This is a genomic window from Bradyrhizobium sp. USDA 4486, from assembly GCF_054057995.1.
Genome location: NZ_JBSRZV010000001.1, coordinates 2,442,192 through 2,461,150, shown reverse-complemented (window position 1 = coordinate 2,461,150; position 18,959 = coordinate 2,442,192). Strand labels below are relative to the sequence as shown.

The window sequence follows — 18,959 nt, the reverse complement described above, 5'->3', positions numbered from 1 at the left end:
GCTCATACGCCTATGCAGGTCTGATCAGGACGTGCTTCTTCTTGCCGAAGGACAGCTTGATCACGCCTTCCGGCGTCAGATTGCCGGCCGACAGCGCCATCTTCTCGTCGGCCACGGGCTCGTCGTTGACGCGCAGGCCGCCGCCCTTGATCTGGCGCCGCGCCTCGCCGTTGGAGGCGACTAGACCCGCCTTGACGAAGGCGTTGAGCACGCCGAGGCCAGCGTCCAATTCGCCGCGCGGAATTTCCACGGTCGGCAGGCTTTGCACCAGCGCGCCTTCCTCGAAGGTGCGGCGCGCGGTTTCGGCGGCCTCGTTCGCGGCGTCGCGGCCGTGCAGCAGCGCCGTTGCTTCGGTCGCGAGCACCTTCTTGGCCTCGTTGATCTCGGAGCCGCCGAGCGCCTCGAGCTTCCTGATCTCAGCTATCGGCAACGTCGTGAACAGCTTCAGGAACTTGCCGACGTCCGCGTCCTCGGTGTTGCGCCAGTACTGCCAGAAATCATACGGCGAGAACTGGTCGGCGTTGAGCCACACCGCGCCTTGCGCGGTCTTGCCCATCTTGGCGCCCGAGGCGGTGGTCAAGAGCGGCGTCGTCAGCGCGAACAGCTGGTGGGTGCCCATGCGGCGGCCGAGATCGACGCCCATGATGATGTTGCCCCACTGGTCCGAGCCGCCCATCTGGAGACGGCAGCCGGTGCGCTTGGCGAGCTCGACGAAATCGTAGGCCTGGCAGACCATGTAGTTGAATTCGATGAAGCTCATCTCCTGCTCGCGCTCGAGGCGCAGCCGTACGGAGTCCATGGTCAGCATGCGGTTGACCGAGAAGTGCCGGCCGACATCGCGCAGCATCTCGATCCAGTTCAGCTTGGTCAGCCACTCCGCATTGTCGAGCATGATGGCGTCGCTGTTGCCGTCGCCATAGCGCAGCACCTTTGCGAACACGCCGCGGATCGATTCCTTGTTGGCCTCGATCTCGGCGACGGTGCGCATCGCGCGCGTCTCGTCCTTGCCGGAGGGATCGCCGACCATAGTGGTACCGCCGCCCATCAGCGTGATCGGCTTGTTGCCGGACTGCTGGAGCCAGTACAGCATCATCATGGTCAGGTAGTTGCCGATGTGCAGCGAGCGGGCGGTGCAATCGTAGCCGACATAGGTGGTCGCCTCGCCCTTGGCGGCGAGCGCATCCAGCCCCTCGAAATCGGAGCATTGGTGGATGAATCCACGCTCTTGCAGGGTGTTGAGGAAATCCGATTTAAATGCAGTCATCTGTCGGCGTGCCTGATCATTCTTATTTTACGATCATTGCGGCAAGTTGCGGAACCAGCGCCAGCCGGGCTGCCGCAAAAATGCGCGCTGTGGCATTATAAGATGTACTTGTTTGATACAAGTCAGGCGTCGGGTAGGGGACGTCGAGGCCCGCTTGAGATGATGTTGACGGCACTCGGTTTGATGAGCGGCACCTCGCTGGACGGGGTGGATGTCGCGCTGATCGAGACCGATGGAAAACAGGTGAAGGCATTCGGACCGTCCGGCTACCGGCCCTATAACCCGGCGGAGCGCAATCTGCTGCGCCAGGCGCTCTCCGAGGCCGTGCACCTGCCGCGGCGCGATGCCCGCCCGGGCCTCCTGGCCGAGGCCGAGCGCGCGGTGACGCAGGCGCACGCCGAAGCGGTCGCCGCCTTCATCGCCCAGAACCGGATGCGGCCGGAGGACATCGACATCGTCGGCTTCCATGGCCAGACTGTGCTGCACCGTCCGGAGAAGCGGATGACGGTGCAGATCGGCGATGGCCCGGCGCTCGCCAGGGCGATCCATATCCCCGTGATGCATGATTTCCGCGCCGCCGACGTCGAGGCCGGCGGGCAGGGCGCGCCGTTCGTGCCGGTCTACCACCGCGCGCTCGCCAATTCGCTGGAGCGCGAAGGGCCGATCGTCGTGGTCAATATCGGCGGCGTCTCCAACATCACCTATATCGACGGCAACGACACGCTGATCGCCTGCGACACCGGGCCCGGCAATGCGCTGCTCGACGATTTCATGTACCGGACCATGAACCAGGCGTTCGATGCGGAGGGCAAGTTCGCCGCGCTCGGCAAGGTGGACGAAGCCTGGATCGCGCGGGCGCTGGAGCTGCCGTTCTTCGCAAGCCCCCCGCCGAAGTCGCTCGATCGCAACGATTTCGCCGCGCTCAAGCTCGGCGAGGTCGCGCCGGCCGACGGCGCGGCGACGCTGACCGCTTTCACCGCTGCGGCGATCGCCCGCGTCATTCCACTCTTGCCGCGGCGTCCGCGGAGCTGGATCGTCTGCGGCGGCGGCGCCCGCAACCTCACCGTGCTCCGTATGCTGCGCGAGCGGGTGGGCTCGGCCACCGTCGAGGCCGCCGAGACGCTGGGCTGGGCCTCCGACGCCATCGAGGCGCAGGCCTTCGGCTTCCTCGCCGCCCGCGGCCTGAAGGGCCTGCCGCTGTCCTATCCGGCCACCACGGGCGTGCCGATGCCGATGACGGGCGGGGTGATCGCGCGGCCTTGAGGCTGCCCGAGGTCACAGCCGGTTAATGCATATGCATCGATCTTGACGGATATATGCAAATGCATCTATCTTGGATGCAGTTGCATCTAACCACCAGGATCGCTGCCATGACATCATCGCTCAAGCTCATCAGCCACAAGCTTTGCCCCTATGTGCAACGCGCCGTGATCGCGCTGAAGGAGAAAGGCGTTCCATTCGAGCGGATCGATATTGATCTTGCTGACAAGCCGGACTGGTTTCTGAAACTCTCGCCGCTGGGCAAGGTGCCGGTGCTGGTGGTGACGACGGATCAGGGCGAGGTGGCCTTGTTCGAGAGCAACGTGATCTGCGAGTACATCGAGGAGACGCAAGCCGGCGCCAAGCTGCATCCGGCCGATGCCTTGAAGCGTGCCGAGCATCGCGCCTGGATGGAATTCGGCTCGGCGATCTTAGGCGATCTCTGGGGCTTGGAGACCACGACGGATCCGGCGACCTTCGAAAGCAAGCGTCAGGCGCTTGTCGCGAAATTCGCGCGGGTGGAGGCCGCGCTCGGCGTCGGGCCTTATTTCGCCGGCGAGGCGTTCAGCCTGGTCGATGCGGTGTTCGCGCCGGTCTTCCGCTATTTCGATCTGTTCGACGAGCTGGCTGAGCATGGCATCTTCAAGGATGTGCCGAAGGTCCGCGCCTGGCGCGTCGAGCTCGCGAAGCGGCCGAGCGTCCGCGCCGCGGTCGGAGCGGATTATCCGGAATTGCTCCGCGCCTTCCTCGTCCGGCACGATGCGCATCTGCTCAAGCTCGCGGCTTGAGCCGATGTCGTCATCCGTCGCTTGGCTCATGCTGGTGATCGCCGGCGCGCTCGATGTGGCCTGGGCGATCTCGATGAAGTACGCGGAAGGCTATACGCGCGTCGGCTGGAGCATCGCCTCGCTGGTGCTGCTCGCAGCCTTCGTGTTCCTGCTCGGGCGCGCCCTGAAGGTGCTCGAAGTCGGCGTCGCCTATTCGGTGTGGACCGGCATTGGAGCTGCCGGCACATTCCTGATGGGCCTCGTGCTGTTCGGCGAGACCTTGAGCGCGATGAAGCTCCTGGGCATCGTGCTCGTCTTGATGGGGATCGCGGCGCTGAAGCTCGCCTAAAGCGCGATGAGATCAGGATGAATCGTCATCGCGCTTTAGGTTATTGTTTGAGCATGATCTCTTCGAAAAACCGCTGCGCACTTTTCCGGATCATGCTCTAGCGCACGTTGGCGAGACGCATGTCCAAGTACGCCGTGATCGTCTCCATCAGCGGCTCGAGCTTGGCGTCGAAGAAGTGGTTGGCGCCGGGGATGATCTGCTGGTCGATCACGATGCCCTTCTGCGTCTTCAGCTTCTCGACCAGCGTGTTGACGTCCTTCGGCGGCACCACCGCGTCCTTCTCGCCATGCACGATCAGGCCGGACGAGGGGCAGGGCGCGAGGAAGGAGAAGTCATAGAGATTGGCCGGCGGCGCGATCGAGATGAAGCCTTCGACCTCAGGGCGGCGCATCAACAGCTGCATGCCGATCCAGGCGCCGAACGAGAAGCCGGCGACCCAGCAGGCACGCGCTTCGGGATTGATGGTCTGCGCCCAGTCGAGCGCCGCTGCGGCATCGGACAGTTCACCGGTGCCGTGATCGAACGAGCCCTGGCTGCGACCGACGCCGCGGAAATTGAAGCGCAGCACCGAGAAGCCGCGATGCGCGAAGGCGTAGTAGCACTGGTACACGATCTGATGGTTCATCGTGCCGTGAAACTGCGGATGCGGATGCAGGATCATCGCGATCGGCGCGTTCTTCTGCTTGGCCGGATGATAGCGGCCTTCGAGACGGCCCGCGGGGCCGGCAAAAATGACTTCAGGCATCGATGATCTCTTGATTGATGTGCTGGAGCGAGGTTCCTCGGCAATCAACCGATTGTGGCCTCATCGACTTTGATGTCGACGAAAGCGCGAATGAAGGATGACAAGGCGTGCGCCTGGCGGTGATGGCGCGCGGTGACTTGACGGGCGCGTTCTAACATAGGCTGCGGGGCAAAAAGCAAGCATCTTGAACATCACTCAATGGCCTCAAGACGTTAGCGTGTCATGGCGGCGTTATCGCCGGGCGCGGTTTCGGAATCATGGTTGCCAACGGCACGGCGGCGGCCCATGTCGGACGGCGAGGCCCGCCGACCGGGCTGCGCAATCCAAGGTAACATGATACTCAATGCAGCGCCGCGTTTATCTCGACTGGAATGCGACCACGCCGCTCCGCGCTGAAGCGCGGAACGCGATGCTCGCTGCCTGGGACCTGGTCGGCAATCCGTCCTCGGTGCATGCCGAGGGGCGCGAGGCGCGACGGCTGGTCGAGGAGGCACGTAACACGCTCGCGGCGGCCACCGGCGCGCTGCCACGGAACGTCGTCTTCACGTCCGCTGGAACCGAAGCCAATGTGCTGGCGCTGTCGCCCGGCCTGCGGGGCCCGTCCGGCGGCCCTGTCGAACGGCTGCTGGTGTCTTCTATCGAACATGCCTCGGTGCTGGCAGGCGGCCGGTTCCCGGCCGACAGGATCGATCAGATCCGGGTGACGCGCTCGGGCGTGATCGACCTCGATCACCTGAAGGCACTGCTCGGCGAGGGCCCAGCGGCGCTGGTCTCGATCATGGCGGCCAATAACGAGACCGGCACGCTCCAGCCGGTCAGCGAAGCCGCGCGGATCGTCCACGAGGCCGGCGGGCTCGTGCACGTCGACGCGATCCAGGCGCTCGGCAAAATTGCTTTCTATATTAACGCGGTAGGCGCGGACCTTGCGACCTTTTCTGCGCACAAGATCGGCGGCCCCAAGGGCGTCGGCGCATTGGTCGTCGCCGAGGGAATCGCCGGGCTGGAGCCAGTGCTGCGGGGCGGCGGGCAGGAGTTGAACCGCCGCGCGGGAACCGAGAATGTCGCAGGCATCGCCGGCTTCGGTGCGGCGGTGAAGGCAGCGCTTCAGACTCTTCCGCAAGATGTGGAGCGGGTGACAACCCTCAGGAATCGCTTGGAAAGCGGACTTCGCGGTATCGCCGGAGGCACCATCTTTGCGGACGACGTGGAGCGGTTGCCGAACACGGTTCTTTTCACCGCGCCCCGCCTGAAGGCCGAGACCGCCGTGATCGGCTTCGACCTCGAAGGAATCGCTGTGTCCTCCGGCTCGGCCTGCTCCTCGGGCAAGGTCCAGCCATCCCACGTGCTGTCGGCGATGGGGTATGATGCCACCGTCGCCCAGGGAGCGGTGCGTCTCAGTCTGGGCTGGTCCACCGAACCAGATGACATCAATAGGGCGTTAGAGGCTTGGCGAAAGCTGGGTAATACCCTACTTAAGGGCTAAGCGACGAAACACGGCTTGAACGGTTCTAAGCACGTGCTTTCGGCCAGAAAACATCGTAGTACTCGTCCGAGTTTGATCCACCGCGGTCCTTGAAACCGCGAGCGGAGGATGGAATGCCAGCCGTACAAGAGACGGTCGAGCGCGTGAAGCGCATCGACGTCGACCAGTATCGTTATGGGTTTGAGACCCTGATCGACTCCGAGAAGGCTCCCAAGGGGCTATCGGAAGAGATCGTAAAGTTCATCTCGCAGAAAAAGAATGAGCCCGCCTGGATGCTCCAGTGGCGGCTGGAAGCCTATCGGCGCTGGCTAACCATGACCGAGCCGACCTGGGCGCGCGTCGACTATCCCAAGATCGACTTCCAGGACATCTACTATTACGCGGCGCCGAAGCCGAAGAAGACGGTCTCATCGCTCGACGAGATCGATCCGGAGATCCTGAAGACCTACGAGAAGCTCGGTATTCCCTTGCGGGAAGTCGCCATGCTCGAAGGGGTCGAGCCCAAGGTGGGCGAGGAAGATCCCGCCCGTCGCAAGATCGCAGTCGATGCTGTGTTCGATTCGGTGTCGGTTGCGACCACCTTCAAGGCGGAGCTGAAGAAGGCCGGCGTGATCTTCATGCCGATCTCGGAGGCGATCCGCGAGCATCCCGAGCTGGTGCAGAAATATCTGGGGTCGGTGGTGCCGACCTCCGACAATTTCTACGCGACGCTGAACTCGGCAGTGTTCTCCGACGGCTCGTTCGTCTACGTGCCGCCGGGTGTGCGTTGCCCGATGGAGCTGTCGACCTATTTCCGCATCAACGAGCGCAACACCGGCCAGTTCGAGCGCACGCTGATCATCGCCGACAAGGGCTCCTACGTCTCCTATCTCGAAGGCTGTACCGCGCCGCAGCGCGACGAGAACCAGCTGCACGCGGCCGTGGTCGAGCTCGTTGCGCTCGACGAGGCCGAGATCAAATATTCGACGGTGCAGAACTGGTATCCGGGCAATTCGGAAGGCAAGGGCGGCATCTACAACTTCGTCACCAAGCGTGGCGACTGCCGCGGCAACAACTCCAAGATCTCCTGGACTCAGGTCGAGACCGGTTCGGCGATCACCTGGAAATATCCGAGCTGCATCCTGCGTGGTGACAATTCCCGCGGCGAGTTCTACTCGATCGCGATCTCGAACGGCTTTCAGCAGGTCGATTCGGGCACCAAGATGATCCATCTCGGCAAGAACACGTCGAGCCGGATCATCTCCAAAGGCATCGCCGCCGGCAAATCGCAGAACACGTATCGCGGTCTCGTCACCGCGCACCGTAAAGCGACCGGCGCGCGCAACTTCACCGCCTGCGATTCGCTGTTGATCGGCGACAAATGCGGCGCGCACACCGTGCCGTATATCGAGGCCAAGAACTCCTCGGCGACGTTCGAGCACGAGGCGACGACCTCGAAGATCTCCGAGGACGTGCTGTTCTACTGCACCCAGCGCGGGCTTTCGCAGGAAGAAGCCGTCGGACTCGTCGTCAACGGCTTCGTCAAGGATGTGCTGCAGCAACTGCCGATGGAATTCGCGGTGGAAGCGCAGAAGCTGATCTCGATCTCGCTTGAAGGATCGGTCGGCTAGCTCGGACCTCATCCTGAGGAGGCCGCGAAAGCGGCCGTCTCGAAGGGTGGATACCGGAAAGATTGGTGGCCTCAATCCTTCGAGACGCGCCTTGGGCGCTCCTCAGGATGAGGGGATAGATGGAAAAACATTATGGCTTTGCTTGAAGTGAAAGACCTCAAGGTTCGTGTGGAGGAGCGTGAGATCCTTCACGGGCTGACGCTGACCGTGAACGAGGGCGAGGTGCACGCGATCATGGGGCCGAACGGCTCCGGCAAGTCGACGCTCTCGCACGTCATCGCCGGCAAGCCCGGTTACGAGGTCACCGATGGCCAGATCCTGTTCAAGGGCGAGGACCTCCTCGAGATGGACCCGGATGAGCGCGCCGCCAAGGGCGTGTTCCTGGCGTTCCAGTATCCGGTCGAGATTCCCGGCGTCACCACGATGAACTTCCTCCGGACCGCGCTGAATGCGCAGCGCAAGGCGCGCGGCGAGAGCGAGCTGATGGTGCCGGACTTCCTGAAGAAGGTGCGCGAGGTCTCGAAGTCGCTCAACATTCCGCAGGACATGCTCAAGCGCGGCGTCAATGTCGGCTTCTCCGGCGGCGAGAAGAAGCGCAACGAGGTGCTGCAGATGGCGCTGTTCGAGCCGAGCCTGTGCATCCTCGACGAGATGGATTCCGGCCTCGACATCGACGCGCTGCGCATCGCGGCCGACGGGGTCAACGCGCTGCGCTCGCCGGGGCGCGCGATGGTCGTCATCACCCACTATCAGCGGCTGCTGAACTACATCGTGCCCGATTTCGTGCACGTGATGTCGAAGGGTCGCGTCGTGAAGAGCGGCGGCAAGGATCTGGCGCTGGAGCTGGAAGCCTCCGGCTACGCCCAGTTCGAGGATGCCGCGTAAGGAATTTTGCGATGAACGTTGCTGTGGCAAAGACCGGGAGCGGCCGCGCGGTGAGCAATCTCTTCGCCAGCGCCGAAGGCCGGCTGCCGGGTTCACCGTCCGTGATCGCTGCACGCCGCGAGGCGTTCGAGACCTATGAGCGTCTCGGTCTGCCGCATCGCCGGATCGAGGAATGGAAATACACTGACCTGCGCGCGCTGGTGGGCGAGATGCTGCCGCTGGCGGCCAGCCCCGATGCGGCGACGCTCAAGCGCGCCGCGGACGCGGTGAAGGCGCATGCGTTTGAAGGCGCCCGCAAGCTGGTGCTGGTCGATGGCGTGTTCGCGGCCGATCTCTCCGACGTCAAGGCGCTCGCGTCCGAAGTGAGCCTCAAGACGCTGCGCGAGATGCTGGCGAACGAGACGAATCCTGCCGCCGGCGATCTCCTCCAGACCGCCGCGACCGATGCCGTGATCTCGCTCAATGCGGCCATGGCGACGGATGGCGTGGTCGTCTCGGTGGCCGACGGAACGCAATTGTCCGCGCCTATCCAGGTCATTCACGTCGCGAGCGCGGCTGGCGCATCCGCGTTCACCCGTTCGCATCTGCGGATCGGCAAGGGCGCGCGCGCCACGATCATCGAGAGCTTCGTCGCGGCCGGGAAGGCGAGCGGCTACCAGGTCAACGATGCGGTGATCCTCTGGATCGGCGACAATGCCGACGTTGCCCATATCCGCCTGATGGACGATGCGCCTGATGCGGTGAACATCACCTCGCAGTTCGTCACCGTCGGCGCCAACACCAAGCTGAACTTCTTCAACATGACCAGCGGCGCGGCCGTCAGCCGGCTGCAAGGTTTGATCACGCTGGCCGGAGAGGGCAGCGAGCTCTCGGTCAACGGCGTGAATCTTCTCAAGAAGACCGAGCATGGCGACACCACGCTGGTGGTCGATCATGCCGTGCCGAACTGTGTCAGCCGCGAGACCTTCCGCGCCGTGATCGACGACCGCGCCCACTCGGTGTTCCAGGGCCGCATCATCGTCCGTCCCGACGCGCAGAAGACCGACGGCAAGATGATGACCCGGGCGCTCTTGCTCTCGGACGAGGCTGAGGCCGACAACAAGCCGGAGCTCGAGATCTTTGCCGATGACGTCTCCTGCGGCCACGGCGCCACCGCCGGCGCCCTCGACGAGAGCCTGCTGTTCTATCTGAAGGCGCGCGGCCTGCCGGAAAAGCAGGCGCAAGCGCTCCTGATCCAGGCTTTCGTCGGCGAAGCGATCGAGCAGATCGCCGATGACGGCTTGCGCGAGCACGTGATCGGCATCGCCGAGCGCTGGCTGGAGCGGCGGTCATGAGCACGCATCCGGCGGTCAAGAACGGCGCCTATGACGTCGCCCGCGTGCGCGAGGATTTTCCGGCGCTCGCCATGCAGGTCTATGGCAAGAAGCTGGTCTATCTCGACAACGCCGCCTCGGCGCAGAAGCCGAAGTCCGTGCTCGACCGCATGACGCAGGCCTATACCAGCGAATACGCCAACGTGCATCGCGGCCTGCATTACCTCGCCAACGCTGCGACCGAAGCTTATGAGGGCGGCCGCGCCAAGGTGGCACAGTTCATCAACGCGCCCCGTACGGAAGAAGTGATCTTCACCCGCAACGCGACGGAAGCGATCAATCTGGTCGCGTCGTCTTGGGGCGGGCCGAACATCAAGGACGGCGACGAGATCGTCCTCTCGATCATGGAGCACCACTCCAACATCGTGCCGTGGCACTTCCTCAGGGAACGCCAGGGGGCGGTGATCAAATGGGCGCCGGTCGACGACGAGGGGAATTTCCTCATCGAAGAGTTCGAGAAGCTCTTGAGCCCGAAGACCAAGCTGGTCGCGATCACGCAGATGTCGAATGCGCTCGGCACCATCGTGCCGGTCAAGGAGGTCGTCAGAATCGCCCACGCGCGCGGCATCCCCGTGCTGGTCGACGGCAGCCAGGGCGCGGTGCATCTGCCTGTTGACGTCCAGGATCTCGGCTGCGATTTCTACGTCTTCACCGGCCACAAGGTGTACGGGCCGACCGGCATCGGCGTGCTCTGGGCCAAGTATGACCATCTCGTCGCGATGCGCCCCTATAACGGCGGCGGCGAGATGATCCGCGAGGTCTCGCGCGATGTCGTCACCTATGGCGATCCGCCGCACAAGTTCGAGGCGGGCACGCCCGCGATCGTCGAGGCCGTCGGTCTTGGCGCGGCCATCGACTACGTCAATTCCATCGGCAAGGAGCGCATCGCCACGCATGAGCACGATCTCACCAATTATGCCCAGGAGCGGCTGCGCGAGATCAACTCGCTGCGGCTGATCGGCACGGCCCGCGGCAAGGGGCCAGTGATCTCGTTCGAGCTCAAAGGTGCGCATGCCCATGACGTCGCCACGGTGATCGACCGCCAGGGGATCGCAGTCCGCGCCGGCACCCATTGCGTGATGCCGCTTTTAGAGCGGTTCAACGTGACGGCCACCTGCCGGGCGTCGTTCGGCATGTATAATACGCGGGAAGAAGTCGACCATCTGGCACAGGCGCTGCTCAAGGCGCGGGATTTGTTCGCATGAGTGACACGGCAGAAATCAAGGCCAATCCGATGGAGACCCTCTCGGCGCTGCCGCCGGAGGAGACCGAGCGTCTGACCCGTGAGATCATCGCCGGCCTCAAGACGGTGTTCGATCCGGAAATCCCGGCCGACATCTACGAGCTTGGCCTGATCTACAAGGTCGAGATCAAGGACGACCGCTCGGTCGACGTGCTGATGACCTTGACGACGCCGAACTGTCCCGCCGCGGGCGAGCTGCCGACCATGGTCGAGAATGCGGTCGCCAGTGTCCCCGGCGTCGGCGTGGTCGACGTCAAGGTCGTCTGGGAACCCGCATGGTCACCGGAACGTATGAGCGACGAGGCCCGCCTCGTGCTCAACATGTGGTGACGGTCTCGGCCCGCATTGAATTCGTTCCGCAACGGACCACATAAATAACATGACCCAGGCGACAACAGCTTCGACACCAAAGCCCCGGCGGCCCCGCCCGCAGGTGATGCGGCTGACCGATGCCGCTGCCCAGCGCATCACCGAGCTGACCCAGCGCGCCGATTCCGAGATCGTGGGCTTGCGCGTCGGCGTGAAGAACGGCGGCTGCGCCGGCCAGTCCTACACGGTCGAATACGCGCACGAGATCCGTCCGACCGACGAGGTCGTGGAGGACAAGGGCGTCAAGATCCTGGTCGACCCCAAGGCCGTGCTATTCCTGCTCGGCACCGAGATGGACTACAAGGCCGACAAGATGCAGGCCCAGTTCGTCTTCAACAATCCCAATCAGGTCTCCGCCTGCGGCTGCGGCGAGTCGGTCGAGTTGCGTCCCGCGAAGATCGACGGGTAAGCTCCACACACGGCTCTCGTGTCCCGGACGCGGTGCAGCGCGCTTGCGCTGCTGCGCAGAGCCGGGACCCACGCTATACTTTTAGCTATAGAGCGACTGGGCCCCGGCTCGGCAGCGCATCGTTGTACGCTGCGCTGCGTCCGGGGCACGAGAGAGCGTGCGCATGGACCGCGAATTCCTGATGGACCTGTTCGCCGATTTCGGCCCCGTCACCATCCGAAAGATGTTTTCCGGCTACGGCATCTCCGCCGACGGCACCAATTTCGCGCTGTCCTTGCGCGCCGGCCTGTTCTTCCGCGCCGACGAGGTGACCATTCCGGAGTTTGAGGCCGAGGGGTCAAAGCCGTTCCAGTACTCGACCCGCGCCAAGACCGTGACGGTCAACTCCTACTGGGAGCTGCCGGCACGGCTGTTCGACGATTCCGCGGAGCTAGCGCAATGGGCGCGAGCGGCGCTTGCCGCGGCCCAGCGCGCCAAGGTGAAGAAGCGGCCGAAGGGGAAGAAGACGGCGGTGAAGAGGGCGGAGCCAAGAAAGGCTGTTGCGAAGAAACAGCCGGCCAAGAAAGCGGTTCGTAGGATGGGCAAAGCGAAGCGTGCCCACCTGTAGGGGTGGGAACGGGGCTATACGGCTTTGCCGCCGCCGTCCAGGCCGATCTCGGTGATGCGGTCCATCATCAGCATCGGCGGCGCCGGCAGTTGCGCGTTGCCCGGGCCGAAATAGCCGCCTTCGCTCGATCTCAGCAGCTCGCCCTTGGTGTAGGACGGCTGTGGCGTGTGAAAGTCATGCGGGTTGTTGGGCACAACGACGAATCCTCGATGCTCAGGCCGCGAGGAAGATGTCGTCCGCCAGAATGGAAGGTCAAGCGCGGCAACCAGCCGCTCAGGCCACGCGGCTGTGGCTCTCGACGGCGAATTCCGGATCGGCTTCGCAGATCACGCGATTGCGGCCGTTACGCTTGGCGGCGTAGAGGCAGGCATCCGCGCGCTCGATCAGCGCGTCGGTGTCGTCGCCTTCCTTGAGCATGGAGACGCCGACGGAGATGGTGACGCGGCCGAGGATCTCGCCGGTGGACTTCTTCTTCAATTCCTTCGCCATCACCGCGCGGCGGATATGATCTGCGACGGTGAGGGCCTGGCGCAGCGCCGTGTTGGGCAGCACGACCGCGAATTCCTCGCCACCATAGCGCGCCGTGATGTCCTGGCCCTTGATGGTCTGCTTCAGCGACAGGCCGACGAGCCGCAACACCTGGTCTCCGGTGAGATGGCCGTAGGAATCGTTGAACGACTTGAAATGGTCGATGTCGAACAGCAGCAGCGACAGCGGCTCGCCGCTCGCCAGCGCGCTCTGCACGGCCATGCCGATCATGCGGTCGAAATATTTGCGGTTGCCGAGGCCCGTGAGCGGGTCGGTCAGGCTCTCGGCGCGGATCGCCTCCAGACTCTGCTGGAGGTTGCTGATCTCGTTCTTCGACAGCGTCAGCCGATCTTCCAGCGCCTTGTTGGTCTCGCGCATCTCGCCGGTCGAGCGCAGCAGCGTTTCGACGATCGCCTTGATCTGGTCGCGGTTCTTGGCCGAAGCCAGCTTCCCGGTCGCGGCCGACAGGCTGGCGTCGTAGGAGCCGGTCATTCCGAGCGCCTCGCCAAGGACCTTCATCACGCCGTCGATCTCGCCGATGACGCGCGCGCCGACCTTGTCGATGCGGTCGGTGGTCTTGATGTGGGAGAGATAGGTCTCGTAGATCTGCTCGAGATCGGCTTCGGTCAGCTTGCCGTTGCGCGCCAGCGTCTCGTTGATGATCTTGTTGAGCGGCGCGTTGTAGCCGGTGGCGTACACGTACCAGATCTCGTAATTGCGGGGGATTGCCGTCTGCCGAAGCGATCGGATCTGACCGAGCGCTACCTCGGCGAACGCCATCGTGCGTTCGTGTTCGTCGAGCACCTTGACCACGGAACATTCCCCACGGCGATCGGTACGCGGCCGATCGCTGCAATCCTTAAATTATGTTCGTAGGCTAACGGACGATCGTGAACGACCCGTAAATATACGTTCTCGAATGCGTCTGAAAAAGTGTATGGACGTCTGTTTCAACCAAACTGAAGCATCGCGCTTCAAGCGCCCGCGGGCGAGCGAACCGGCCGCAACAGGAATGCGGGAAGATGCGAGTGATCGCCCGGCTCGGTGTCGACATCGCGCTGGCGGCGCGGCTCGGGCCGGCCAATCGACGGCACATGCGAGGTCGGGGCCTGTTGGCGCGAGCCGCGGCGCTGCTCGGGCGCATGTCTCGGCTCGGATGTGGTTTTGGGTTCGGGTGAAGGCCGTGCTTCGCCACGTGTCTCGCGCGGCTCCTGGCTGCGCTCGCGGTCGCGGCCCCGCTGCTTGCCGCGTCCGCCGCGTGAACGCTCACGACCGCGCTGCTCGCGCGGACGCTCGGTCGCATCCGTGGCTTCAGCGTGGACTTCGTAGTCGCCTTCGGCGCGCGGAATGCTCTGGCCGATCAGCTTCTCGATCGCCGCCATCGACTTCTGGTCGAGCGGCGTCACGATCGAGATCGCGGTGCCGGTGCGGCCGGCGCGCCCGGTGCGGCCGATGCGGTGGACATAGTCGTCGGCGTGATGGGGGACGTCGAAATTGAAGACGTGGCTGACCTCGGGGATGTCGAGGCCGCGCGCGGCGACGTCCGAGGCGACGAGCAGGGGCAGCTCGCCCTTGCGGAATTGGTCGAGCGCGGCCATGCGGGCCGGCTGGTCCATGTCGCCGTGCAGCGCGCCGACACTGAAGCCGTGCTTTTGAAGCGACTTGTGAACGATCGCGACCTCGCGCTTGCGGTTGCAGAAGATGATCGCGTTCTTGAGGTTCTTGGCCTCGCGCAGCAGGCGGCGAAGCAGCTCGCGCTTCTCATGCGCCTCGCGTCCGGCGGGCACCTGGGCCTGCGTCACGGTCACGGCGGTGGTGGCGGGTCGGGAGACTTCGACCTTCTGCGGATTGTGCAGGAAGGTTTCGGTGATGCGCCGGATCTCCGGCGGCATGGTCGCGGTGAAGAACAGGGTCTGCCGCGTGAAGGGGACGAGCTTGCAGATGCGCTCGATGTCGGGAATGAAGCCCATGTCCAGCATGCGGTCGGCTTCGTCAATGACCAACAACTCGACGCCGGTGAGCAAGAGGCCGCCTCGCTCCGTGTGGTCGAGCAGGCGGCCCGGGGTGGCGATCAGCACGTCGACGCCGCGCATCAGCTTGGCGTCCTGGTCGCCGAACGAGACGCCTCCGATCAGCAGCGCGACGTTGAGTTTCTGGCCGGCGCCGTAACGGTCGAAGTTTTCCTTCACCTGGGCCGCGAGCTCGCGGGTCGGCTCTAGGATCAGCGTGCGCGGCATGCGCGCCCGGGCACGACCCTTTTCGAGGATGGTGAGCATCGGCAGCACGAAAGCCGCGGTCTTGCCGGTGCCGGTCTGGGCGATGCCGAGCACGTCCTTGCGTGCGAGGACGTGGGGGATCGCCTGTTCCTGAATGGGGGTGGGGGTGGTGTAACCGGTGGCCGCCACTGCGGCGAGGACTTTTTCGGACAGTCCGAGATTTGAAAAGGACATTGAGCCTCTGGTCGAAACCGCCGTTCGGAATCGAGGGTAATAAGGCTGTCGCGTTCCACCCCGAAACGGCGCGCTCTCAAAGAAGCTGGGGGTGCTGACTCACGCGAACAAAGCGCCAGGCTCAGGAATCGGTCTCCGACCTGAGCCGCGTCGCTCCGGAACATAGGCAGGAATTGGCCAAAGTCAATGGAGCGGGCGCGGGAAGACCCTAAAAAACCTGAGGTTTTTAGCCAAATACCGGGTGCGTCTGGGGTTTTCCGCGAGGCCGGAACCGCCAAGACCCATGCTTAACGCCCCTCCTGCCCCTGAGCCCGGAAGTCGCCTGGAGCCATGCCGTAGGCGGCGTTGAAGACCCGGTAGTAGGTCGCAAGGCTCTCGAAGCCGCAGGAGATCGCGATGTCGGCGATCAGCCGTTCCGGCGCCTCGCGCATCAGACGGCGGCTCTGTTTCAGGCGCTCGTTGGTCACCGTCTGCGAGAAGCTCTTCTCGGCGGCCTCGAACAGCATGTGCAGGTGGCGCACGGACACGCCAAGCTGGTCGGACACCATGGCCGGTACCAGCTGCGGGTTTTGCAGATGGCGCAGGATCAGGTGCCGCGCCTGGGAGAGGCGGGCGGTCCGCAGCGCGGCTTGTCCGCGACGGCTGCCGGCCCGCACGATGCCGCGCTCGATCAGCGCGAGATGGGCGAGCGCCTGGACGAGCGACGTCGTGTCCGGTCGCGCCCTCGTCCGTGGCGGCCTCGACGAGATCGGTGAAGCAGGCCGCGAGCAAGGGCGCCAGAGCGTGGTCGTTGAAGGTCTTCGGCGCGAGCTCGCGCATCCGCTTGTCCCGGACCGGGATGCTGCTCATCGGGATCTTCACGATTCGCAGGTGGAAGCCTGCGGCGCCGAGCGGTGCGGTGCGGTAGGGCAGGTCGGTATGGCTGGTGGCGAAGCTGCCGTTGGCAATCGCGAAATCGCTTGTACGCATGCCACCGAACCAGCCGCCGCTGCCGAGCTGCTGGTAGACGCAGATGGCATCGCTAGGGGCGTAAGCGATGTCGCATGTGCTACGCTCGACCGTGTAGGGCGAGGCCTTCAGCTCGACAAGGCCGGCGCCGCCGAGCTGGCGCAGCGAGAACTCGCCGAAGAAGTCGGCGCGCCGTTCGCGCTCGAGCTCGGCGGTGACGCCGAACAATCCCTTGGCCCGCACCTCGCGCCAATAGTCGAAGCGGTCATGCGGTTCGACTTCGTCAGTACACCAGCGATACACGGCAGCCCCCGCTTGCAGCGCGACGCCCCAAAAGCGCGATGAGATTGGGATGAATCGTCATCGCGCTTTAGGTTGTTGTTTGAGCATGATCTTTCGGAAAACCGCTTCGCGCTTTTCCGGATCATGCTTTAGAAAAAGCAGATTCCGCCGGAATCTGCCATAGGCCAGATAAGCCCGGCGACCTTGAACCGCCGATATGGCTCGGCCGACTATCACATCAGCGGCGGAGGCTTCCAATGAACGACGTTCCAGGGAGCCCGGGGGGCCGGCCGTTCTGCAACGGGATTTATTTCGATGACGCGTCGGCTTTTCAGAATTCTGGCAGCCCTTGGTCTGGCGGTGAGCCTTGGCGGCTTCGCGCTGCCCGCATATGCCGAGAAGCGCGTCGCGCTCGTCGTCGGCAACAACGACTACCGCAACGTCCCGAAGCTGCTCAAGGCTGTCAACGACGCCCGCACCATGGGCGACACGCTGAAGCAGCTCGGCTTCCAGGTGATGATCGCCGAGAACCAGAACCGTCAGCAATTCTCTGAGACGCTGCTCGCTTTCGACCGGGTGATCGAGCCCGGCGACACCACGTTCTTCTTTTATGCCGGCCACGGCTTCGAGATCGCGGGCCAGAATTATCTGCTGCCGACCGATGTGCCGTCGGCGACCGAAGGTCAAGAAGAGCTGGTGCGCGACGCCTCCATTCTCGCGGACCGGATCGTCGAGCGGCTCCAGAACAAGAAGGCGCGCACCTCGATCTTGGTGTTCGACGCCTGCCGCAACAATCCGTTCGAGCGCGCCGGCACGCGCGCGGTCGCTGGCGGTGGCGGCCTCGCGCCGATGACGCAGCTGCCCGAAGGCGTGTTCTCGGTGTTCTCGGCCGGTCCCCGGCAGACCGCGCTCGACCGTTTGTCCAACGACGACGCCAACCCCAATTCGGTGTTCACGCGCACCTTCGCCAAGGAGCTGCTCCAGCCCGGCGAGAACCTCGTGCAGGTGGCGCAGCGCACGCGCCGCCTGGTCAGCGAGATGGCCGACACCGTCCGGCACAAGCAGGTGCCAGTTTATTTCGATCAGATGGTCGACGATGTCTTCCTCAGCGGCATGGCCAAGGACGCCGCCGCGCGTCCCGCCGAGCCGCCGCAGAAGATCGCCGCGCTGCCGCCGGTCGCGGTGCCGCGCCCGCCGAAGGAGGAAATCGCCAACGCGCCGATCGCGAGCTTCTCGCGCCATAATGGCGGCTGGAGCGTGGTGTTCTCGTTCGCCGATCCGACGCTCGGGATTTCCTGGCGCATGGCCGGCAAGGGTGAGTTCCGCGAGACCGGCTTCATCGACACGCTCGATCCGCGCACTCGCAAGCGGATGCCGAACCCGTCGATCGAATTGCCGCCGGATGCGCAGGCCGGCACCATCGAGGTCCGCTATGTCGACCAGTCCGGCGACATGCAGGGGCCGTTCCCGATCAGATTCGATCCCGAGGCCGCGCTCATCCGCGACCAGCGCAAGATCCTCGACATGACCGCGACCAGCTGGCTGTCATTCCGCGAGTTCAACGGGCTGCTGGTCTATTACACGCATCTCGTGTCCTACCGCTGCGCCATCCGCGAGGTGCGCATCGGCATCGACACCGCTGTCCCAAATCAGGTGCTGAAGATGCCGAATTGCGACATGCGCGATCCCAGTGCAATCACCGCCGGCATGCCGCTCTACATGAAGCTCGCCCCCGGCACACAATTCGTTTCGGTGGAGCTGACTTATCGTGACGGCAGCGTGTCGGAGATCAAGAGTTTCCGCACGGCAAACCGCAGCAACAATTAACGCGGCTCTGTAATCAGCCGTCGTCACGCTCTGAACCGTCGAACACCCCGCGAGCGTGAACCATGATCTACACAACGGCCGCCGCCGTGAGCACAGGCTGCTCAGACGATACGCAACCTTAGAATGACGGCTACGCTGGGGAAAACCTGCAAAGCTATGCTTTTTGCAAGTTCCGGTAGCGGAATGTGCGCCAGATATTTCAGGCCTTTTCGTCATTGCCAGGCTGCCGCCCGGCGCTTTCCTGGCTGTCGGCTGGACGCAACATTCCTGCGCCATACTCCGTCACCGGAGGTGAGACATGTCGAACATGGCTAGTCAGCCCAGCTTGGGTGCGGACATCGATGCCGAGAAAATCGCTGGCAACAAGACGCCGATCCGCGAGCGTGCCTTTGCTGGCACCTATTTTGCCGCTGTTGGCGTCGAGATGATCTGTTGGCTCTACGTCATCACCCGCGCTGCAATCGCCGCGATCAGCTGGATGGTGTTCGGCTAACCTGCCGCCAGAAACTGACTGATCTTGATCGCCGCGCAGACGATCATACCCCACAGTGCGAAATTGA

At 64.0% G+C, this 18,959-nt stretch carries 17 protein-coding genes and 2 pseudogenes; 13 read left to right on the top strand and 6 right to left on the bottom strand.

Features of this window, described 5'->3' with window-relative positions; all coding sequences use genetic code 11:
* Window positions 1–10: 10 nt before the first annotated feature.
* Complete coding sequence (tyrS, locus tag ACVWY3_RS12110; protein ID WP_456838647.1) at window positions 11–1,264, bottom strand: tyrosine--tRNA ligase; 1,254 nt, start codon at window positions 1,262–1,264, stop codon at window positions 11–13.
* A 159-nt stretch (window positions 1,265–1,423) separates the two neighbouring features.
* Here tyrS and ACVWY3_RS12105 point away from each other — a divergent pair, with 159 nt between their 5' ends.
* The 3 genes from ACVWY3_RS12105 to ACVWY3_RS12095 all read left to right on the top strand — a co-directional run bounded on the left by ACVWY3_RS12105 (window position 1,424) and on the right by ACVWY3_RS12095 (window position 3,640).
* Window positions 1,424–2,527: an anhydro-N-acetylmuramic acid kinase gene (locus ACVWY3_RS12105; protein ID WP_456838646.1), complete on the top strand. Its 1,104-nt coding sequence runs from the start codon at window positions 1,424–1,426 to the stop codon at window positions 2,525–2,527.
* Between the two features lie 107 nt (window positions 2,528–2,634).
* Window positions 2,635–3,312 carry a glutathione S-transferase family protein gene (locus ACVWY3_RS12100; RefSeq protein ID WP_456838645.1) on the top strand — a complete coding sequence of 226 codons (678 nt, stop codon included), beginning with the start codon at window positions 2,635–2,637 and terminating at the stop codon, window positions 3,310–3,312.
* 4 nt (window positions 3,313–3,316) lie between these two features.
* The gene (locus ACVWY3_RS12095; RefSeq protein WP_456838644.1) at window positions 3,317–3,640 is read left to right on the top strand and encodes a DMT family transporter; all 324 of its coding nucleotides are present in this window, start codon (window positions 3,317–3,319) and stop codon (window positions 3,638–3,640) included.
* Between the two features lie 97 nt (window positions 3,641–3,737).
* Here the strand turns inward: ACVWY3_RS12095 and ACVWY3_RS12090 are convergent, their stop codons facing one another.
* Window positions 3,738–4,385 carry an alpha/beta hydrolase gene (locus ACVWY3_RS12090; RefSeq protein WP_018641706.1) on the bottom strand — a complete coding sequence of 216 codons (648 nt, stop codon included), beginning with the start codon at window positions 4,383–4,385 and terminating at the stop codon, window positions 3,738–3,740.
* Between the two features lie 343 nt (window positions 4,386–4,728).
* Here ACVWY3_RS12090 and ACVWY3_RS12085 point away from each other — a divergent pair, with 343 nt between their 5' ends.
* The 8 genes from ACVWY3_RS12085 to ACVWY3_RS12050 all read left to right on the top strand — a co-directional run bounded on the left by ACVWY3_RS12085 (window position 4,729) and on the right by ACVWY3_RS12050 (window position 12,364).
* Window positions 4,729–5,868, top strand: a complete 1,140-nt coding sequence (locus tag ACVWY3_RS12085) for a cysteine desulfurase family protein (protein WP_456838643.1) — start codon at window positions 4,729–4,731, stop codon at window positions 5,866–5,868.
* A 113-nt stretch (window positions 5,869–5,981) separates the two neighbouring features.
* Complete coding sequence (gene sufB, locus ACVWY3_RS12080; protein ID WP_456838642.1) at window positions 5,982–7,478, top strand: Fe-S cluster assembly protein SufB; 1,497 nt, start codon at window positions 5,982–5,984, stop codon at window positions 7,476–7,478.
* Between the two features lie 132 nt (window positions 7,479–7,610).
* On the top strand, window positions 7,611–8,363 hold the full coding sequence (sufC, locus tag ACVWY3_RS12075; protein ID WP_456838641.1) for a Fe-S cluster assembly ATPase SufC: 753 nt from the start codon (window positions 7,611–7,613) through the stop codon (window positions 8,361–8,363).
* Between the two features lie 11 nt (window positions 8,364–8,374).
* On the top strand, window positions 8,375–9,697 hold the full coding sequence (sufD, locus tag ACVWY3_RS12070; RefSeq protein WP_456838640.1) for a Fe-S cluster assembly protein SufD: 1,323 nt from the start codon (window positions 8,375–8,377) through the stop codon (window positions 9,695–9,697).
* Window positions 9,694–10,941, top strand: a complete 1,248-nt coding sequence (locus ACVWY3_RS12065) for a cysteine desulfurase (RefSeq protein WP_456838639.1) — start codon at window positions 9,694–9,696, stop codon at window positions 10,939–10,941. Before sufD ends, ACVWY3_RS12065 begins: the two co-directional genes overlap by 4 nt.
* Window positions 10,938–11,309 carry an SUF system Fe-S cluster assembly protein gene (locus ACVWY3_RS12060; RefSeq protein WP_456838638.1) on the top strand — a complete coding sequence of 124 codons (372 nt, stop codon included), beginning with the start codon at window positions 10,938–10,940 and terminating at the stop codon, window positions 11,307–11,309. The genes ACVWY3_RS12065 and ACVWY3_RS12060 overlap by 4 nt, the downstream gene beginning before the upstream one ends.
* A 49-nt stretch (window positions 11,310–11,358) precedes the next feature.
* The gene (locus ACVWY3_RS12055; RefSeq protein ID WP_456838637.1) at window positions 11,359–11,757 is read left to right on the top strand and encodes a HesB/IscA family protein; all 399 of its coding nucleotides are present in this window, start codon (window positions 11,359–11,361) and stop codon (window positions 11,755–11,757) included.
* A gap of 163 nt (window positions 11,758–11,920) precedes the next feature.
* Complete coding sequence (locus ACVWY3_RS12050) at window positions 11,921–12,364, top strand: TfoX/Sxy family protein (protein WP_456838636.1); 444 nt, start codon at window positions 11,921–11,923, stop codon at window positions 12,362–12,364.
* A 29-nt stretch (window positions 12,365–12,393) separates the two neighbouring features.
* Here the strand turns inward: ACVWY3_RS12050 and ACVWY3_RS12045 are convergent.
* From ACVWY3_RS12045 to ACVWY3_RS12030, 4 genes and pseudogenes are all read right to left on the bottom strand, one after another.
* Window positions 12,394–12,558: pseudogene (locus ACVWY3_RS12045) on the bottom strand (beta-hydroxydecanoyl-ACP dehydratase); the annotation flags it as partial.
* A 79-nt stretch (window positions 12,559–12,637) separates the two neighbouring features.
* On the bottom strand, window positions 12,638–13,705 hold the full coding sequence (locus tag ACVWY3_RS12040) for a GGDEF domain-containing protein (RefSeq protein WP_456838635.1): 1,068 nt from the start codon (window positions 13,703–13,705) through the stop codon (window positions 12,638–12,640).
* 161 nt (window positions 13,706–13,866) lie between these two features.
* A complete protein-coding gene (locus ACVWY3_RS12035) occupies window positions 13,867–15,342 on the bottom strand; it encodes a DEAD/DEAH box helicase (protein WP_456838634.1) in 1,476 nt (491 codons plus the stop codon).
* Window positions 15,343–15,629: 287 nt separating this feature from the next.
* Window positions 15,630–16,593, bottom strand: a pseudogene (locus tag ACVWY3_RS12030) (helix-turn-helix domain-containing protein).
* Window positions 16,594–16,887: 294 nt separating this feature from the next.
* On the opposite strand from ACVWY3_RS12030, the gene ACVWY3_RS12025 reads away from it, so the two are divergent.
* On the top strand, window positions 16,888–18,399 hold the full coding sequence (locus ACVWY3_RS12025) for a caspase family protein (protein ID WP_456838633.1): 1,512 nt from the start codon (window positions 16,888–16,890) through the stop codon (window positions 18,397–18,399).
* Window positions 18,400–18,697: 298 nt separating this feature from the next.
* A complete protein-coding gene (locus ACVWY3_RS12020) occupies window positions 18,698–18,892 on the top strand; it encodes a hypothetical protein (RefSeq protein WP_456838632.1) in 195 nt (64 codons plus the stop codon).
* Window positions 18,893–18,959: the final 67 nt, after the last annotated feature.

What these genes read in the sequence shown, in the direction of transcription:
- ACVWY3_RS12085 (WP_456838643.1), top strand. Translation starts at nt 4,729, where the DNA reads ATGCAGCGCCGCGTTTATCTCGACTGGAATGCGACCACGCCGCTCCGC.
- tyrS (WP_456838647.1), bottom strand. Translation starts at nt 1,264, where the DNA reads ATGACTGCATTTAAATCGGATTTCCTCAACACCCTGCAAGAGCGTGGA.
- ACVWY3_RS12090 (WP_018641706.1), bottom strand. Translation starts at nt 4,385, where the DNA reads ATGCCTGAAGTCATTTTTGCCGGCCCCGCGGGCCGTCTCGAAGGCCGC.
- ACVWY3_RS12020 (WP_456838632.1), top strand. Translation starts at nt 18,698, where the DNA reads ATGTCGAACATGGCTAGTCAGCCCAGCTTGGGTGCGGACATCGATGCC.
- ACVWY3_RS12065 (WP_456838639.1), top strand. Translation starts at nt 9,694, where the DNA reads ATGAGCACGCATCCGGCGGTCAAGAACGGCGCCTATGACGTCGCCCGC.
- sufD (WP_456838640.1), top strand. Translation starts at nt 8,375, where the DNA reads ATGAACGTTGCTGTGGCAAAGACCGGGAGCGGCCGCGCGGTGAGCAAT.
- ACVWY3_RS12060 (WP_456838638.1), top strand. Translation starts at nt 10,938, where the DNA reads ATGAGTGACACGGCAGAAATCAAGGCCAATCCGATGGAGACCCTCTCG.
- ACVWY3_RS12050 (WP_456838636.1), top strand. Translation starts at nt 11,921, where the DNA reads ATGGACCGCGAATTCCTGATGGACCTGTTCGCCGATTTCGGCCCCGTC.
- sufB (WP_456838642.1), top strand. Translation starts at nt 5,982, where the DNA reads ATGCCAGCCGTACAAGAGACGGTCGAGCGCGTGAAGCGCATCGACGTC.
- ACVWY3_RS12025 (WP_456838633.1), top strand. Translation starts at nt 16,888, where the DNA reads ATGACGCGTCGGCTTTTCAGAATTCTGGCAGCCCTTGGTCTGGCGGTG.
- ACVWY3_RS12035 (WP_456838634.1), bottom strand. Translation starts at nt 15,342, where the DNA reads ATGTCCTTTTCAAATCTCGGACTGTCCGAAAAAGTCCTCGCCGCAGTG.
- ACVWY3_RS12105 (WP_456838646.1), top strand. Translation starts at nt 1,424, where the DNA reads ATGATGTTGACGGCACTCGGTTTGATGAGCGGCACCTCGCTGGACGGG.
- ACVWY3_RS12100 (WP_456838645.1), top strand. Translation starts at nt 2,635, where the DNA reads ATGACATCATCGCTCAAGCTCATCAGCCACAAGCTTTGCCCCTATGTG.
- ACVWY3_RS12055 (WP_456838637.1), top strand. Translation starts at nt 11,359, where the DNA reads ATGACCCAGGCGACAACAGCTTCGACACCAAAGCCCCGGCGGCCCCGC.
- ACVWY3_RS12095 (WP_456838644.1), top strand. Translation starts at nt 3,317, where the DNA reads ATGTCGTCATCCGTCGCTTGGCTCATGCTGGTGATCGCCGGCGCGCTC.
- sufC (WP_456838641.1), top strand. Translation starts at nt 7,611, where the DNA reads ATGGCTTTGCTTGAAGTGAAAGACCTCAAGGTTCGTGTGGAGGAGCGT.